Annotated in this window: 11 protein-coding genes, 1 pseudogene and 1 riboswitch; of the genes and pseudogenes, 6 read left to right on the top strand and 6 right to left on the bottom strand. The window is 70.2% G+C overall.

Annotated features, from left to right (window positions below):
- Positions 1–106 precede the first annotated feature (106 nt).
- Positions 107–1,009: an LLM class flavin-dependent oxidoreductase gene (locus ABZ192_RS32785; RefSeq protein WP_356928103.1), complete on the top strand. Its 903-nt coding sequence runs from the start codon at positions 107–109 to the stop codon at positions 1,007–1,009.
- 158 nt (positions 1,010–1,167) lie between these two features.
- Positions 1,168–2,055 (top strand): Cof-type HAD-IIB family hydrolase, encoded by an 888-nt coding sequence (locus ABZ192_RS32780; RefSeq protein WP_356928102.1) that lies wholly within the window; start codon positions 1,168–1,170, stop codon positions 2,053–2,055.
- Between the two features lie 10 nt (positions 2,056–2,065).
- Here the strand turns inward: ABZ192_RS32780 and ABZ192_RS32775 are convergent, their stop codons facing one another.
- The 4 genes from ABZ192_RS32775 to ABZ192_RS32760 form a co-directional block, all read right to left on the bottom strand.
- Positions 2,066–3,124 (bottom strand): M23 family metallopeptidase, encoded by a 1,059-nt coding sequence (locus tag ABZ192_RS32775; RefSeq protein ID WP_356928101.1) that lies wholly within the window; start codon positions 3,122–3,124, stop codon positions 2,066–2,068.
- A 161-nt stretch (positions 3,125–3,285) separates the two neighbouring features.
- On the bottom strand, positions 3,286–6,783 hold the full coding sequence (gene cydD / locus ABZ192_RS32770; protein WP_356928100.1) for a thiol reductant ABC exporter subunit CydD: 3,498 nt from the start codon (positions 6,781–6,783) through the stop codon (positions 3,286–3,288).
- A 12-nt stretch (positions 6,784–6,795) separates the two neighbouring features.
- Positions 6,796–7,800, bottom strand: a complete 1,005-nt coding sequence (gene cydB / locus ABZ192_RS32765; RefSeq protein WP_356928099.1) for a cytochrome d ubiquinol oxidase subunit II — start codon at positions 7,798–7,800, stop codon at positions 6,796–6,798.
- Positions 7,801–7,820: 20 nt separating this feature from the next.
- Positions 7,821–9,329 carry a cytochrome ubiquinol oxidase subunit I gene (locus ABZ192_RS32760; protein WP_356928098.1) on the bottom strand — a complete coding sequence of 503 codons (1,509 nt, stop codon included), beginning with the start codon at positions 9,327–9,329 and terminating at the stop codon, positions 7,821–7,823.
- A gap of 149 nt (positions 9,330–9,478) precedes the next feature.
- Between ABZ192_RS32760 and ABZ192_RS32755 the strand changes: the two are divergent.
- Positions 9,479–9,869, top strand: a pseudogene (locus tag ABZ192_RS32755) (cyclophilin-like fold protein).
- 16 nt (positions 9,870–9,885) lie between these two features.
- Here the strand turns inward: ABZ192_RS32755 and hisC are convergent.
- Positions 9,886–10,965: a histidinol-phosphate transaminase gene (hisC, locus tag ABZ192_RS32750; protein WP_356928097.1), complete on the bottom strand. Its 1,080-nt coding sequence runs from the start codon at positions 10,963–10,965 to the stop codon at positions 9,886–9,888.
- A gap of 453 nt (positions 10,966–11,418) precedes the next feature.
- Between hisC and ABZ192_RS32745 the strand changes: the two genes are divergently transcribed.
- From ABZ192_RS32745 to ABZ192_RS32735, 3 genes are all read left to right on the top strand, one after another.
- Positions 11,419–12,531 carry a LacI family DNA-binding transcriptional regulator gene (locus ABZ192_RS32745; RefSeq protein ID WP_190052800.1) on the top strand — a complete coding sequence of 371 codons (1,113 nt, stop codon included), beginning with the start codon at positions 11,419–11,421 and terminating at the stop codon, positions 12,529–12,531.
- A gap of 301 nt (positions 12,532–12,832) precedes the next feature.
- Positions 12,833–13,924 carry a metallophosphoesterase gene (locus tag ABZ192_RS32740; protein WP_356928096.1) on the top strand — a complete coding sequence of 364 codons (1,092 nt, stop codon included), beginning with the start codon at positions 12,833–12,835 and terminating at the stop codon, positions 13,922–13,924.
- A 183-nt stretch (positions 13,925–14,107) separates the two neighbouring features.
- Positions 14,108–14,974, top strand: coding sequence for a hypothetical protein (locus ABZ192_RS32735; protein ID WP_356928095.1), 867 nt, complete (start codon positions 14,108–14,110; stop codon positions 14,972–14,974).
- Between the two features lie 91 nt (positions 14,975–15,065).
- Here the strand turns inward: ABZ192_RS32735 and thiC are convergent, their stop codons facing one another.
- Positions 15,066–16,850 carry a phosphomethylpyrimidine synthase ThiC gene (gene thiC, locus ABZ192_RS32730; RefSeq protein WP_356928094.1) on the bottom strand — a complete coding sequence of 595 codons (1,785 nt, stop codon included), beginning with the start codon at positions 16,848–16,850 and terminating at the stop codon, positions 15,066–15,068.
- Positions 16,843–17,032, bottom strand: a riboswitch (TPP riboswitch). Its footprint overlaps the gene before it by 8 nt.
- Positions 17,033–17,038: the final 6 nt, after the last annotated feature.

Genomic DNA, 17,038 nt, shown 5'->3' with positions numbered 1-17,038 from the left:
CACGGCTTCCGCCGTGCCACGGGCCACTCCCACAAAGAGGGAATCACTTCCATCTCCACCGTGCCACAGGAAGATCATTCTGCAAGGACCCCTTAGGCTCGATGCCATGAGTCTGCGTCTGAGCACCGTGATCCTCCCCTATCGCCGCTGGCAGGAAGGCGGTCGTGCGGCCTGGACGCGTGCCGAGCAGCTCGGCTTCCACACCGCGTACACCTACGACCACCTGTCGTGGCGCAGCTTCCGGGACGGCCCCTGGTTCGGTGCCGTACCGACTCTCACCGCCGCCGCGACCAGCACGGACCGACTACGGCTGGGCACGCTGGTGACCTCGCCGAACTTCCGGCACCCGGTGACCCTCGCCAAGGAGCTGATCTCCCTCGACGACATCTCCGGCGGGCGGGTCACGCTGGGCATCGGCGCGGGCGGCTCGGGCTTCGACGCCACCGCGCTCGGCCATGAGCCGTGGACCCCGCGCGAGCGGGCCGACCGCTTCGCCGAGTTCGTCCCGCTGCTCGACCGGCTGCTCAGCGAGGACGCGGTGTCGTACGAGGGCGACTTCTACTCGGCGCACGAGGCACGGAACATCCCTGGCTGTGTGCAGCGACCCAGGCTGCCGTTCGCAGTGGCCGCGACCGGGCCCCGCGGCATGCGGCTCGCCGCACGGTACGGGCAGGCGTGGGTGACCACCGGCGACCCCAAGCTGTACGAGAACGGCACTCCTGAACAGTCGGTTCAGGCCATCCGCGGGCAGGTGGACAAGCTCGCCGACACCTGCGCCGAGATCGGCCGGGACATGAGCGACCTCGACAAGGTCCTGCTCACCGGATTCACCCCGGACCGCGGCGGGCCGCTCCAGTCCCTGGACGCCTTCGTCGACTTCGCCGGCCGGCACATGGAGCTCGGTTTCACCGAGATCGTGATCCACTGGCCCATCCCCGATTCGCCCTTCGCGGCGGACGAGAAGGCCTTCGAGCAGATCGCCATGGAGGCACCGGCGCAGTTGCGCTGAGGCCTCAGTGCGCTGGGGGGCCTCGGTGCGGTGAGGGGGCCTCGGTGCGCCGGGGGGGGCCTCGGTGCGCTGAGGGCCTTGCGGGAAGCCCATCGGAAGATCCTGGTGAGGGCCGTATCCACTCACTTGTGCGGACTCCCGCACGCCCGTGCAGGCATATGCGGGACAATGGCCGGGTGACCTCAGCGACCCGACAGCCCGACACCGCCGCCGATACCCTCCCTCCGCGGTTGATCGCCACCGACCTCGACGGCACCCTGCTGCGCGACGACAAGTCGGTGTCCCCGCGCACGGTGGCCGCGCTGGCCGCCGCCGAAGAGGCGGGCATAGAGGTCTTCTTCGTCACCGGCCGCCCGGCCCGCTGGATGGACGTCGTGAGCGACCACGTGCACGGCCACGGCCTGGCGATCTGCGGCAACGGCGCCGCCGTGGTCGACCTGCACGGCGGCCCCGGCTCCCACCGGTTCGTGAAGGTACGGGAGCTGGAGCGGGCGAACGCGCTGGACGCCGTACGGCTGTTGCGCGACGCGGCTCCGGGCACGGTGTACGCGGTGGAGCAGACGTACGGCTTCTACCAGGAACCGAACTACCCGAAGCTGCACATGGAGATCCCCGACAGCCTCGCCCCGGCGGAGGAACTGCTGTCGCCGGACCACCGCGCGGCGGCGGAGCCGGTCCTGAAGATCCTGGCCTATCACCCCGACATGGACCCCGACGCCTTCCTGACCCTGGCCCGGCTCGCCATCGGAGACCGGGCCAACGTCACCCGCTCCAGCCCCAGCGCCCTGCTCGAGATCAGCGGCCCCGGTGTGTCCAAGGCCAGCACGCTCGCCCTGTGCTGCGCCGAGCGTGGCATCTCGCACGAGCAGGTCGTCGCCTTCGGCGACATGCCGAACGACGTCGAGATGCTGACCTGGGCGGGCCGGTCCTACGCGATGGGCAACGCCCACCCGGACGTGATCGCCGCGGCCTCGGGACGGACGGTCGCGAACAACGAGGACGGCGTGGCGGTCGTGATCGAGCAGCTGCTCACGGAACTGCCGTAGTTGCCGCTTGTCAGAGTGACACGCCGCGAGCCGCCAGCCATGACACCGGATTCACGGACGAACCCATCTCCGGCGTGACCCTGGTCTCGAAGTGCAGGTGCGGTCCGGTGGAGTTGCCCGTCGTGCCCGACTGCCCGATCCACTGGCCGGGTTCGACGTGCTCCCCCTGGTCGACCGCGACGGACGCGAGATGGGCGTACTGCGTGTAGTAGCCGCCCGCATGCCTGAGCACGATCTCGATGCCGAAGGCACCCCCGCAGGACACCTTCACCACCCGGCCCGCGCCCACGGCCCGCACCGGCGTGCCGATCGGCACCGCGAAGTCCTGCCCGGTGTGCCGGCTCGACCACCGTGCACCGCCGCTGCCGTAGGACGCGGACAGCTCGTACGTCTCCACGGGCGCGACCCACGCGCTCGTGAACCCCGTCTCCGGCTGGTCGTGCCGCACGGCCCCGCGGCACGCCCCGGCGGCGACCGAGGCGTCCGCCTGCCCCTGGAGCTGCGAGCGTGCCGTTTCCAGCTTCTGCTCGATGTCCGCCTTGAGGGCGGCGAGCTGGGTGTTCCGTTTCTCCAGCGCCTGCCAGTGGGCCGCGGCCTTGGCCTCGTCCGCGGCGAGCCGTGCCTCGGCCCGGCGGCTCTTGGAGATCGCGTTGTTCACGGCGAGATTCGTCTGCGAGAAGGCGTGCTGGCCCCGCATCAGATCGTCGGGGCCGTCGGCGAGGATCACCTGCGCGGCCACCGGCAGGCCGCCGCCGGAGCGGTACTGGGCACGGGCGATCCGGCCCAGGTCCTCGTGCAGGGCCGCGATGTGCCGCCGCTGACCGTCCAGGAGTTCCTCGGCCCGCTGGGCTCTGGCACGCTGCTTCTCGGCCTCTTGGCGCCCCGCCTCGTACTGCTGCGTCGCCACCGCGGCCTCCTCGTACAGCCGCGCCACCTCGGCGCTGAGCGTCGAGTCCCCGCCGGTGCCGCTGCCGGGTTCCTTGTGCGCCGCCGTCGGCCGGGCCGCGAGCACCGCCAGCGCGCACAGCAGGACCGGAACGAGCAGCCGATGGCGGCGATATGAGCGCATGTCAGTGATCGTCACCCAGCCGGGCCGCCCTGACCCTGTTCGCCTCGTACGGCCGGGGGACCGGCTGCCCCGAACGGCTCAGTGCGACGCCGGTCGTGCCCCTGCCGGGCGACCGCTCCCAGCGGTCTGGGCGCGGTCGGTGCGACGCCGGTCGAGCCCTGCTAGGGCGTGGCCATCAGGGATTCCGAAGCCGCTTCGCGCTGCGCCATCTCCCGCAGCGGCCCGTCCACGGCCACCAGCTCCGCGTACGCCCCGCGCTGCACGACACGTCCCTGGTCCAGCACGATCACCTCGTCCACCGCCTCGAGGCCCGCCAGCCGGTGCGTGATGAGCAGGGTCGTACGGCCCTCGGTGGCGTCCAGCAGGTCGGCGGTGAGCGCGTCCGCGGTCGGCAGGTCCAGGTGTTCGGCGGGCTCGTCCAGCACCAGGACGGGGAAGTCGGCGAGGAGTGCCCGGGCCAGCGCCAGCCGCTGCCGCTGGCCTCCCGACAGCCGCGCCCCGTGCTCGCCGACGAGCGTGTCGATCCCGTCGGGCAGGCCGTCGGCCCAGTCCAGCAGCCGGGCCCGGCCGAGTGCGGCACGCAGGTCGTCCTCGGTGGCGTCCTTCCTGGCGAGCAGCAGGTTCTCGCGCAGCGAGCTGTCGAAGAGGTGCGCGTCCTGCGCGCACAGCCCGACGAGCCGGCGCACGTCGTCCCCGCGGAGCGCGTACGCGTCCACGCCCGCCAGCGTGTACGAGCCCGCGTCCGCGTCGAGGAACCGCAGCAGCACCTGCGCCAGGGTCGTCTTCCCGGAGCCGGAGGGTCCGACCACGGCGACGCGGCGGCCCTCGTCGAGGGTCAGGTCCAGCCCGGCGAGCGCGTCCCGGTCCTGCCCCGCGTGCCGTGCGGCCAGCCCCTTGACGACGACCGGGAACGGCGACGCGGGCGCCTGCCGGGGCTGCTCGGGCTCCCCCACGGGCTCCGGGGCGTCCAGCACCTCGTACACCCGCTCGGCGCTCCGGCGCACCCGCTGCCGGTACTGCACGGCGAGCGGCAGCCCGAGCACGGCCTCGAAGGCGGCCAGCGGGGTGAGGACGACGACGGCCATGGTCACGCCGTCCAGCCGCCCGGCCGCGACCGCCTGCGCGCCGACCAGGGCGGCGGCCGTGACGGTCAGGCCGGAGATCAGGGCGGTGAGCCCGTCGCCGAGGGCCGTGGCGGTGGCGGCGCGGGACGCGATCCGGGTGAGGACCCCGTCGGCCTCGCGCGTCTGGGCGGTCCGGGTGGGCAGGGCACCGGCGACGGTCAGTTCCGCGGTTCCGGTGAGCAGATCGGCCACCCGCGTCGCGAGCACGCCGCGGGCGGGCGCCAGCCGATGCTCGGCCCTCCGCGCCACGGCACCGGTGACCACGGGCACCCCTGCCCCCGCCGCCAGCAGCCCGGCCGCGAGTACGGCCCCGGCCTCCGGCAGCAACCATGCCGTGAAACCGACGGACGCGGCCGACACGACGACGGCCGCCCCGGCCGGCAGCAGCCACCGCAGCCAGTAGTCCTGCAACGCGTCCACGTCCGCGACCAGCCGGGACAGCAGGTCGCCCCGGCGGGTCCGGCGCAGCCCGGCGGGAGCGAGCCGCTCCAGCCTGCGGAACACCGCGACCCTGGTGTCCGCCAGCATCCGCAGCACGGCGTCGTGCGAGACCAGCCGCTCGGCGTACCGGAACACGGCCCGCCCGATCCCGAAGGCACGCGTCGCCGTCACCGCCACCATCAGATACAGCACGGGCGGTTGCTGCGAGGCCCGCGAGATCAGCCACCCGGAGGTGGCCATGAGCCCCACGGCACTCCCCAGCGCGAGGCTCCCGAGCAGCAGGGCGAGTCCGAGCCGTCCGCGCCGGGCACCGGACATGGCGCGGACGCGCGCGAGGACGCCGCCGCCCGAAACGGGCCGGCCGCCGGGCTCCGTCGGGGAGGCCGCGGCGGACGCCTCCGCGTCGACGGAAACCATTCCCGTATTCCGGACCGCTGCCGACCCGGCAGGCACCGCCGGGGTCTCGGGCTCCGTCAGCCGCACCACGCGGTCCGCCACCTCCAGCAGCGCCGGCCGGTGCACCACGAGCAACACCGTCCGCCCGGCCGCGAGCCGCCGCACAGCCGCCACGACCTCGGCCTCGGTGGCCCCGTCCAGCGCGGCCGTCGGCTCGTCGAGCAGCAGTACGGGCCGGTCCGCGAGGAAGGCCCGGGCCAGTGCCAGCCGCTGCCGCTGCCCGGCGGACAACCCGGCCCCGTCCTCACCGAGCACGGTGTACGCACCCTCGGGCAGCGCCTCCACGAACTCCAGGGCCCCGGCGTCCCGCAGCGCCCGCCGTACGGCGCCGTCGTCGGCGTCGGGGCGCGCCAGCCGTACGTTCTCGGCGATCGTCCCGGCGTACAGATGCGGCCGCTGCGGCACCCACGCGATCCGGGACCGCCACTGCTCCAGGTCCACGTCGGCGAGGTCGGCTCCCCCGACCCGCACCCGTCCCTCGGCCGGCGGCACGAATCCGAGCAGGACGTTCACCAGCGTCGACTTGCCCGCACCGCTCGGCCCGACCAGCGCGACCGTCTCCCCGGGCTCGACGGTGAAGGAGACGTCCGACACGGCGTCCGAAGACCGCCCCGGGTAGCGGACGGTCACCCCCTCGAAGGCCAGCGCACCCGCCGGCACGGCACCGGAACCGGAGGCCGGCACGGGCGTCTCGAGAACCTCGAAGATCTCCTCCGCTGCGGCGAGCCCCTCCGCCGCCGCGTGGTACTGGGCCCCGACCTGCCGCAACGGCAGATACGCCTCCGGCGCCAGGATCAGGATGACCAGGCCGATGTACAGATCCATCTCGCCGTGCACGAGCCGCATGCCGATCGTCACGGCGACCAGAGCCACCGAGATCGTCGCGAGCAGCTCCAGCGCGAAGGAGGAGATGAAGGCGATCCGCAGCGTCCGCATGGTCGCCTGCCGGTACTCACCCGTGATCCGCCGGATCGACTCGGCCTGTGCCTTGGCCCGCCCGAAGACCTTCAGCGTCGGCAGCCCCGCGACGACGTCCAGGAAGTGCCCGGACAGCCGCGACAGCAACCGCCACTGACGGTCCATCCGAGACTGGGTGGCCCAGCCGATCAGCACCATGAAGACCGGGATGAGCGGCAGGGTGCCCATGATGATCGTCGCGGAGACCCAGTCCTCGGTGACGATCCGCGCCAGCACCGCCACCGGCACGACCACCGCGAGACCCAGTTGCGGCAGGTACCGCGAGAAGTAGTCGTCGAGGGCGTCGACGCCCCGGGTGGCCAGGGCGACCAGCGAACCGGTCCGCTGCCCGCCCAGCCAGCCCGGCCCCAGCTGAGCGGAACGCTCCAGCAGCCGCCCTCGCAGCTCGGACTTCACCGCCGCGCTCGCCCGGTGCGCGGCGAGCTCCGTGAGCCAGCCGACCAGCGCCCGGCCGACCGCGACGGCGGCCAGGAGCAGCAGGGGAGTGCCGAGTTCGGACACCGCCATACGGTGCTGGAACGCGCCGACCACCACCTCGGCGATGAGCATCGCCTGCGCGATGACCAGACCTGCCCCGATCGCCCCCAGGGCGACGACCGCCACCAGGAAGACCCGGGTGGCACGGGCGTACCGGAGCAGACGCGGATCGATTGGTTTCACGTGAAACACACCTCAGTGCACGGGGTCGGCGATGTGCTGCGTACCGATCCGCTTGCGGAAGACCCAGTACGTCCAGCCCTGGTAGACCATCACGACCGGGGTGGCGACCGCCGCGCACCAGGTCATGATCTTCAGCGTGTACGGGCTGGACGAGGCGTTGGTGACCGTCAGGCTCCAGTCCGGGTTGAGCGTCGACGGCATGACGTTCGGGAACAGCGTCAGGAAGAGCATCGCCACCGTGGCCACGATGGTGAGCCCCGACAGGGCGAACGCCCACCCCTCACGCCCCGCCCGCGCCGCGACCATGGCCAGGACGAGCGACGCCACCGCCACGGCCACCGCTACGAGCGAAGCTCCGTCACCTCGGTCGGACTGCGTCCACAGCAGGAAAGCGAGAGCCAGCAGGGCGGTCACCAGCCCGACCCGAAGCGCCAGCTTCCGCGCCCGCTCCCGGATCTCCCCCACCGTCTTCAGCCCGACGAACACCGTCCCGTGGAAGGTGAACAGCGCCAAAGTGACCAGACCGCCGAGCAGCGCGTACGGGTTGAGCAGGTCCAGGACCCCGCCGGCGTAGTTGAAGTCCTGGTCGATCTTCACGCCGTGCACGATGTTGCCGAAGGCCACACCCCACAGGAACGCGGGGATCAGCGAGGTCCAGAAGATCGCTGTCTCCCAGTTGCGCTGCCAGTTCTCCTCGGGCCGCTTGGCGCGGTACTCGAAGGCCACACCGCGGACGATCAAGCAGACCAGGATGGCCAGCAGGGGCAGGTAGAAGCCGGAGAAGAGCGTGGCGTACCACTCGGGGAAGGCCGCGAAGGTGGCACCGCCCGCGGAGAGCAGCCACACCTCGTTGCCGTCCCAGACGGGGCCGATGGTGTTGATCAGCACCCGCTTCTCGGGCCGGTTGCGGGCGAGCAGCTTCGTGAGCACACCGACCCCGAAGTCGAAGCCCTCCAGGAAGAAGTAGCCGGTCCACAGGACGGCGATCAGGACGAACCAGACGTCGTGCAGTTCCATGACTGTGCAGCTCCCTCGGCCTAGTACGAGAAGGCCATCGGCTTGTCGGCGTCACGGGACTCGCCGCCGATCTTCGTGGGCGGGTTGAGGTCGGCCTCGGTGAGCTCAGGCGGGCCCGCCTTGACGTACTTGACCAGCAGCTTGACCTCGACGACGGCGAGGATCGCGTACAGCGTGGTGAAGACGATCATCGAAGTGATGACCTCGGCCTGGGAGACACCGGGTGAGACCGCGTGCCGGGTCTGGAGCACGCCGTAGACGACCCACGGCTGGCGGCCCATCTCCGTGAAGATCCAACCCCAGGAGCTGGCGATCAGTGGGAAGCCCAGGGTGAGGATCGCGATGCGCCAGTACCACTTGGTGAGGGTCGGACCGAGGGCCTTCTTCGGCAGCAGCACGAGGTGCGGCACCTCGTCCTCACCCACCCGCAGATGCTGCGGAAGCATGAACTTCTTGCGGGTCAGCCACAGCCCGGCCAGGCCGATGGCGAACGACGTCATACCGAAGCCGATCATCCAGCGGAAGCCCCAGTAGGCGACGGGGATGTTGGGCCGGTAATCGCCGGGCCCGTACTTCTCCTGCTCGGCCTTGTTGACGTCGTTGATGCCGGGCACGTACGAGGTGAAGTCGTCCTTGGCGAGGAAGGACAGCAGGCCGGGGATCTCGATGGCGACCTTGTTGTGCCCCTTGTCGACGTCACCGACGGCGAAGATCGAGAAGGGCGCCGGCTTCTCGCCGTCCCACAGCGCCTCGGCCGCGGCCATCTTCATCGGCTGCTGCTGGTACATGATCTTGCCGAGGATGTCACCGCTGATGGCGGTGAGCAGACCGCCGACGACGACGGTGACGATGCCCAGCCGCAGCGAGGTCTTCATCACGGGGACGTGCTTCTTGCGGACCAGGTGGAAGGCGGCGATGCCGACCATGAAGGCGCCGCCGGTCAGGAAGGCCGCGGTGAGCGTGTGGAAGACCTGGGCGAGGGCGGTGTTCTGGGTCAGCACCAGCCAGAAGTCCGTGAGCTCGGCCCGCCCCTTCGCCTCGTTGATGCGGTAGCCGACCGGGTGCTGCATCCAGGAGTTGGCCGCGAGGATGAAGTAGGCCGACAGGATCGTGCCGATCGAGACCATCCATATGCAGGCCAGGTGGATCTTCTTGGGCAGCTTGTCCCAGCCGAAGATCCACAGACCGATGAAGGTGGACTCGAAGAAGAAGGCGATCAGGGCCTCGAAGGCGAGCGGCGCGCCGAAGACGTCACCGACAAACCGCGAGTAGTCGGACCAGTTCATACCGAACTGGAACTCCTGCACGATGCCGGTGACCACACCCATCGCGATGTTGATCAGGAAGAGCTTGCCCCAGAACTTCGTCGCCCGGAGGTACTTCTCCTTCTCCGTCCGCACCCAGGCGGTCTGCAGTCCGGCCGTCAGGGCGGCCAGCGAGATCGTCAGGGGGACGAACAGGAAGTGGTAGACGGTGGTGATGCCGAACTGCCATCGCGCCAGGGTCTCCGGCGCCAAAGCCAGGTCCACGTCGCCGCTCCTTACACCCGCTTGTGAAAGCGTTCACATTCACAAGCCATTATGCAGCACGGAGTTTCGAGCCCTGGAGGGGGTCCCCTGTCTCCCCCGTCACAGTCAGCCCCTTGGCCGGAACTTCAACACATTGTTGAATCGACGGCATGACGACACCGCCGTCGCTACAGATCCGGATCTCCTGGCCCTCCGGTTATCACCGCGTCGCTCGACGACACTCCGACCAGCCAGGCCCTCGCCAAGGCGCTGCCCCTCGTCTCGACAGCATGCACCTGGGGCAAGGAGGTGTACTTCGACACAGGAGTGTCCGTTTCACGTGAAACAGGCGCCAGGGAGGTCGTCGAGCCCGGCACCGTCGCCTTCTGGACCGACGGCGACGCGCTCGCCCTCCTCTATGGGCCCACTCCGATCCCACAGGGCGACGAGTGCCGCCTCGCAAGCCCGTGCAATGTCCTGGGCCGCATCGACGGCGACCCCGGTCTGCTGGCAACCGTGCGGGACGGTGACCCCGTGCGCGTGGAGCTCCTGGACGCCTGACCCGGCTCGCGGAGCCCTACAGCTCCTTGCGAAACCCTTCCGCCACCTTCAGGAAGATGTCGTTCGCCTCGGTCTCCCCGACCGTCACCCGCACACCCTCGCCCGGGAACGGCCGGATCACCGCACCCGCCTGCTCACACGCCTCCGCGAACGGGACCGTGCGCTCCCCCAGCCGCAGCCACACGAAGTTGGCCTGGGTCTCGGGCACCGTCCAGCCCTGGGCGCGCAGCCCGTCGACCACGCGCGTGCGCTCACACACCAGCGAGCCGACCCGGCCGAGCAGTTCGTCCTCGGCACGCAGCGAGGCGATCGCCGCTTCCTGCGCGAGCTGGCTCACCCCGAACGGGACCGCCGTCTTGCGCAGCGCCGCGGCCACCGGCTCGTGGGCGATGGCGAACCCGACGCGCAGGCCTGCGAGGCCGTAGGCCTTGGAGAAGGTCCGCAGGACGCAGACGTTGGGCCGGTTGCGGTAGAGCTCGACACCGTCCGGCACCTCGGGGTCGCGGATGAACTCGCGGTAGGCCTCGTCGAGCACCACCAGCACATCACCGGGCACCCGGCCGAGGAAGCGCTCCAGCTCCGCCCGCCGTACGACCGTGCCCGTCGGGTTGTTGGGGTTGCAGACGAAGATCAGCCGGGTCCGGTCGGTGATCGCGTCGGCCATCGCGTCGAGGTCGTGCACATCACCGTCGGTCAGCGGCACCTGCACGGACGTCGCGCCGCTGATCTGCGTGATGATCGGATACGCCTCGAAGGACCGCCAGGCGTAGATGACCTCGTCGCCGGGGCCGGAGGTGGCCTGGATCAGCTGCTGGGCGACACCGACCGACCCGGTGCCGGTGGCCAGGTGGGAGAGGGGCACGCCGAACCGCTCGGACAGCTCGTTCAACAGCCCGGTACAGGCCATGTCGGGGTAGCGGTTGAAGGCGCAGGCAGCCGCCGTCACCGTCTCCATCACGCCCGGCAGCGGCGGGTAGGGGTTCTCGTTGGAGGACAGCTTGTAGGCCACCGGCCCACCCGCCGCGGCCGGCTTGCCCGGCTTGTAGGTGGGGATCCCCTCCAGCTCGGCGCGCAGCTTGGGGCTCGTCTCGCTCACCGCAGTCCTCCTCGCGAAGACCGGCGGCCCATGACCGCCGCCGACATCCAATACTCCTCACCTTATGAGGATTCGGCGCCGCTGCGTATAGCCACGACGGAGCGACGAAGGCCGGCCTCGTGCGTCCCACGGGCATCACTGGCGCGTCCCACCGGCATCAAGGGCATCACCGTACGAAGGCGTACGAATTCAGGGGCGCGCCGCACATATATCTACGCGCCGGTGGTGCGCGCCGTGGCGCGCATCCCCCGTGCAGGTGAGTTGAGACCTCTTCGCAACATCGGCCACTTGGCAGGCCTGTGCGGGCCGACAAGCCACGTACTGGCATGGGAGCCGCCAACGCCCTTGTTTTCCAAAGCAATTGAGGTCTAATGATCATGCAGAAACGTGCCTGTCAACGCGTGCATATGCGTCCGCACTACCCCACCGCATGAGCCCTACTATCGGCTCGCCATGACAGCAGCAGGGAAGCACCAGGTGAGCCGCGCGGAAACCTCACGTCGAGGCAGTCGGCCGGGTCGGGCGGGTATCAGAGACGTGGCCGCCGCCGCCGGAGTGTCCATCACGACCGTCTCCGACGCCCTCAACGGCAAGGGCCGGCTTCCGGACGCCACCCGGCGCCATGTCCGTGAGGTCGCCGACCGGCTGGGCTACCGGCCCTCGGCTGCCGCCCGGACCCTCCGTACCGGCAAGTCGGGACTCATCGGCCTGACCGTGACCACGTACGGGGATGAACCTTTCACCTTCACCGAGTTCGCGTACTTCGCCGAGATGGCGCGGGCCGCCACCTCCGCGGCGCTCGCCCGCGGCTACGCCCTCGTCATCCTCCCCGCGACCTCCCGCCACGACGTGTGGTCGAACGTCGCCCTGGACGGCACGGTCGTCATCGACCCCTCCGACCAGGACCCGGTCGTCAGCGAACTCGTCCGCCAGGGCCTGCCGGTCGTCTCCGACGGCCGTCCGGCCGGCTCGCTGCCGGTCACGGCCTGGGTGGACAACGACCACGAGGCCGCTGTCCTCGGCATCCTCGACCACCTGGCCGACGCCGGCGCCCGCCGCATCGGCCTGCTGACCGGTACGACCACGGACACGTACACCCACCTGTCGACCACCGCCTACCTGCGCTGGTGTGAGCGCGTCGGCCAGGATCCGGTGTACGAGGCCTACCCGGCGCACGATCCGTGCGCGGGCGCCGTCGCCGCCGACCGGCTGCTCGCCCGGCCCGACCGGCCCGACGCGGTCTACGGCCTGTTCGATCCGAACGGCACCGACCTGCTCGCCGCCGCCCGCCGCTACGGCCTGCGCGTACCCGACGACCTGCTGCTGGTCTGCTGCAGCGAGTCCACCGTGTACGCCAACACCGAGCCGCCCATCACGACGCTCTCCCTGAAACCGCGCCGCATCGGCACGGCGGTCGTGCAACTGCTCATCGACGCCATCGAGGGAGTGGACTCCGACCGTCCGGTGGAGCAGGTGATACCGACGGAGCTGATCGTGCGCACGTCGTCCCAGCGGCGCCCGCCGCGCACGACGGTCAGCCCGCCGCGGTCACCCGAGGGGACCTAGACCCGTCCGATCGGGTCAACAAAAGTGCGCACTCCTGGGGAGAACGTGCGCACTCCTGGGGAGAAACAGGGCCGGTCCCCCGGAGAGAAGGGATCGTTCTCGCGAAGAGAAGGAAAGCGAGGACGGTCACACGGTGGTCAAAGCCCGGCTCAATCGGGGCGAAAGCCGCGGTGAACTGGACTCTTGCTCTGATTCACCACCCCTGGGTCATCACATGGCGCGATCCGCATTCCTATGATGGGCCCACGACACCCGCGGGCCGCTACGACCAGGCAGTCCGATGCGGTGCAGATGCGGCGCGATGGTGGAGGGGTCGATGACTCAGGGGGCCGGTCAGGGACCCGAGGTGGAGCGGACGGCGACGCTGCGCGACTTCCGGGTGCCCGCGTACGTCCACGAGGCCGGTCCGTACGTCCACAGCGCCCAGCCCGGCGAGGTCGCCCCGCCGGCCGAGGAGACCTACCCCGAGGGGTACACGCCGACCGAGCGCGATCTGCCCGTGATCAACCGGGGCGACACCGTCCAGGTGGCCGTCGACCCCGAGACCGTCGCAGCCCCCCAGACCGACACCGGGCAGGGCCCGCTGTACGTCGTGGGCGATGTGCACGGCTACCTCGACCAGCTGGTGGCGGCCCTCCAGGAGAAGGGCCTCCTCGACGCCGACGGCCACTGGTGCGCGGGCACCGCCCGGCTGTGGTTCCTCGGCGACTTCACCGACCGCGGCCCCGACGGCATCGGCGTCATCGACCTGGTGATGCGGCTGTCCGCCGAGGCCGCCGCGGCCGGCGGCTACTGCAAGGCACTCATGGGCAACCACGAGCTGCTGCTGCTCGGCGCCAAGCGGTTCGGCGACACGCCCGTCAACTCCGGCGCCGGCACCGCCACGTTCCAGGCGGCCTGGCTGCTCAACGGCGGCCAGAAGACCGACATGGACCGCCTCCAGGACCACCACCTGCAGTGGATGGCCCGTCTGGACGCCGTCGAGGAGGTCGACGGCCACCTGCTCGTCCACTCCGACACCACCGCCTACCTCGACTACGGCCGCTCCATCGAAGAGGTCAACGACACCGTCCGCGAGACGCTCACGCGCAACGACGCGGACGAGGTCTGGGACCTGTTCCGCAAGTTCACCAAGCGGTTCTCCTTCCGTGACGAGGGCGGCGCGGACGCCGTACGCTCCCTGCTCGATACGTACGGGGGCAGCCGCATCGTTCACGGTCACAGCCCGATTCCGTATCTCCTGGGCGAGGTCGGCGCCGAGGAAGACGAAGAGAGGACCGACCCCGTGGTCGAGGGTCCGCACGTCTACGCCGACGGACTCGCCATCGCCATGGACGGCGGCGTGACCATGGCCGGAAAGCTGCTGGTCCAGCAACTGCCGCTGGGTACGTGAACGTTCACCGGGCAGGCGTTTCCCGTCACAGGACCGGACCGGTGAGGGGCCAATTTCGGTAAACCCCCTGTCACCGCCCACCTTCACGGCTCTACCATCGGCTTATCCGTAGCAGGCTCCCCTCCGTTTCTGCCCGACGGCTCGTCAGCATGCCGAGCCCCAAGCCCTACGGAGCATCGGGGGATGCACATGAACAGCGTTCCGCAGCACCTGCTGAGCGAGGACCGCCAGGAATACGAGCGGATCCTCGATGAGGCGCTGCGCTCCGCACCACACCGTCCGGAACTGGCCGCTGTCGGACAGCGGCTCAACCCCGAGCAACTGCGCACCATGGCGCTGAACGCCACCGCGCTCATCACGGCGGCCGCGTCGACCGAATACCAGCACTACGTCAAGGTTCGCGAGGCACAGCGCAGGCCGGCGACGGCCGACCGGCCGGCCGTGCGCACATCCGGTTCCTCCGAGCCGGACACGGGCGCGGCGGGCCTCGCCGCCACCATGGGCGAGGTCGCCGAGACCGCCGGCGCGGGCGCCGTCGCCGTCGTCGCCGTCCTCGCTCCCGTCCTGGCCGGAACCGCCGCGGCGATATTCCTGCTCGTCGGCTACATCCTTCAGATGCTCAATCCCGAGCAGACGTTCGCCCGGACCATGCTCACCACGGGCTGGGTGTTCGGCGCCGTGACCGCGGTCGCGATCCTCGTCGCCGCGGTGGGACTGCTCATCACCGCCCTGCGCAACAAGCCGACGGCCGAAAGCGACCCGCACGGCGAACTGCACGGGGAGGTGGACCGGGCCAGGGAGGCCTGGCGCGAAGCTCTGCTGGAACGCGGCATCGTGCCCTTCCTCCGGGAGGCCCTCGTCGACCCCAGCGCGACCGCCGCGCTGCACCACACCTCCCCGTCCACGCCGGTCAGCCGCATCCCGCACCTCGGCTACGACCGCCCGGGTTTCACCAGCCCGGACGACGGCGACCGCGGCTCTCGGCCGAGCTTCAGCAGTCCGGACTACAGCAGCCCGGACTTCGGAGGCCCGGAACACCAGCCGGAGTAGCCGTCGGGTCAGTGCCCGGGGCCGGACCCCTCCCGCGGGCCAGGGGACCAGGGACCACCGGTCCCCGGCCCTCGGCCCGTGTGCGGACGGCTCAGTCCGCGATGGGCAGGTACACGCGGTTCCCGCTCGCCGCGAACTCCTTGGACTTCTGGGCCATGCCGTCCTCGATCTCGGCCTTTGTGCCGCCGTGTTCACGACGGATGTCCTGCGAGATCTTCATGCTGCAGAACTTGGGACCGCACATCGAGCAGAAGTGAGCCGTCTTGGCGGGCTCCGCCGGCAGGGTCTCGTCGTGGAACTCCCGTGCCGTGTCCGGGTCGAGGGCGAGGTTGAACTGGTCCTCCCACCGGAACTCGAAACGGGCGTCGGACAGCGCGTCGTCCCACTCCTGGGCACCCTGGTGTCCCTTGGCCAGATCCGCTGCGTGGGCGGCGATCTTGTAGGTGATGACGCCGGTCTTGACGTCGTCACGGTTCGGCAGGCCCAGGTGCTCCTTGGGCGTGACGTAACACAGCATCGCCGTGCCCCACCAGGCGATCATCGCGGCGCCGATGCCGGAGGTGATGTGGTCGTACGCCGGCGCGACGTCCGTGGTCAGCGGGCCGAGCGTATAGAACGGAGCTTCATCGCAGATCTCCTGCTGAAGGTCGATGTTCTCCTTGATCTTGTGCATCGGGACATGGCCCGGGCCTTCGATCATGGTCTGTACGTTGAAACGCTTCGCGATCCGGTTGAGTTCCCCGAGAGTCCGCAGTTCCGCGAACTGCGCCTCGTCGTTGGCGTCCGCGATCGACCCGGGCCTGAGGCCGTCGCCGAGGGAGTACGTGACGTCGTACGCGGCGAGGATCTCGCAGAGTTCCTCGAAGTTCTCGTACAGGAACGACTCCTTGTGGTGCGCGAGGCACCAGGCCGCCATGATCGAGCCGCCGCGCGAGACGATGCCGGTCTTCCGATTCGCCGTCAGCGGCACGTACGGCAGGCGCACGCCCGCGTGGACCGTCATGTAGTCCACGCCCTGCTCGGCCTGTTCGATGACCGTGTCCTTGTAGATCTCCCAGGTCAGCTCCTCGGCCCGGCCGTCGACCTTCTCCAGGGCCTGGTAGAGCGGCACGGTGCCGATGGGCACGGGGGAGTTGCGCAGCACCCACTCGCGCGTGGTGTGGATGTTGCGGCCGGTGGACAGGTCCATGACCGTGTCGGCGCCCCAGCGGGTCGCCCAGGTCATCTTCTCGACCTCCTCCTCGATGGAGGAGGTCACCGCCGAGTTGCCGATGTTGGCGTTGACCTTCACCAGGAACCGCTTGCCGATGATCATCGGCTCGATCTCCGGGTGGTTGACGTTGGCCGGAAGCACCGCCCGGCCCGCCGCGATCTCGTCCCGGACCACCTCGGGCGAGACGTTCTCCCGGATGGCCACATACTCCATCTCGGGCGTGATCTCGCCGCGGCGGGCGTACGCGAGCTGTGTGACCGCCGTGCCGTCCTTGCTGCGGCGCGGCTGACGCGGCCGGCCGGGGAAGACGGCGTCGAGGTTGCGCAGGCCGCCGCGCGGCGAGGTGTGCTTGATGCCGTCGTCCTCCGGACGAACGGGCCGGCCCGCGTACTCCTCGGTGTCGCCACGGGCGATGATCCAGTTCTCCCGCAGCGGCGACAGTCCCCTGCGGACGTCGGTGTCGACGAGCGGATCGGTGTACGGGCCCGACGTGTCGTACAGGGTGACCGACTGCCCGTTGGTGAGATGCACCTGACGGACCGGCACCCGCAGGTCGGGGCGGCTGCCCTCGACGTACGCCTTGTGCCAGCCGATGGACTTCCCGGCCTCCTCGGACTGTGCGTCCTGAACGGAGGCAGGCGTGCGTGCGTCCTTGTTGGTCATGAGACCTACTCCCTACGCCGGCATTACCCGGTAACAGGTTCGGCGGTCGACGCAGCGGCTTCCGTCTGCCGACGTTCCGTGTGAAACATCACTCGACTTCGGTGATGTTTCATGTGAAACATCGCTGGGACGGAGGTCAGCGCCCTCTCAGCCCGGTGCTCCGAGCTCCCGCGTGTACAAAAGGTGCC

Source organism: Streptomyces sp. NPDC006235, from assembly GCF_040613735.1.
Taxonomy (GTDB): Bacteria; Actinomycetota; Actinomycetes; order Streptomycetales; family Streptomycetaceae; genus Streptomyces.
The sequence above is the reverse complement of the archived record's forward strand: the minus strand, read 5'-3'. Positions and strand labels throughout refer to the sequence as shown.

Bases quoted from the DNA above. Each gene is read 5' to 3' on its own strand.
- ABZ192_RS32785 (WP_356928103.1), top strand. From the start codon at position 107: ATGAGTCTGCGTCTGAGCACCGTGATCCTCCCCTATCGCCGCTGGCAG.
- ABZ192_RS32780 (WP_356928102.1), top strand. From the start codon at position 1,168: ATGCGGGACAATGGCCGGGTGACCTCAGCGACCCGACAGCCCGACACC.
- thiC (WP_356928094.1), bottom strand. From the start codon at position 16,850: ATGACCAACAAGGACGCACGCACGCCTGCCTCCGTTCAGGACGCACAG.
- ABZ192_RS32735 (WP_356928095.1), top strand. From the start codon at position 14,108: ATGCACATGAACAGCGTTCCGCAGCACCTGCTGAGCGAGGACCGCCAG.
- ABZ192_RS32740 (WP_356928096.1), top strand. From the start codon at position 12,833: ATGGTGGAGGGGTCGATGACTCAGGGGGCCGGTCAGGGACCCGAGGTG.
- ABZ192_RS32745 (WP_190052800.1), top strand. From the start codon at position 11,419: ATGACAGCAGCAGGGAAGCACCAGGTGAGCCGCGCGGAAACCTCACGT.
- cydB (WP_356928099.1), bottom strand. From the start codon at position 7,800: ATGGAACTGCACGACGTCTGGTTCGTCCTGATCGCCGTCCTGTGGACC.
- ABZ192_RS32775 (WP_356928101.1), bottom strand. From the start codon at position 3,124: ATGCGCTCATATCGCCGCCATCGGCTGCTCGTTCCGGTCCTGCTGTGC.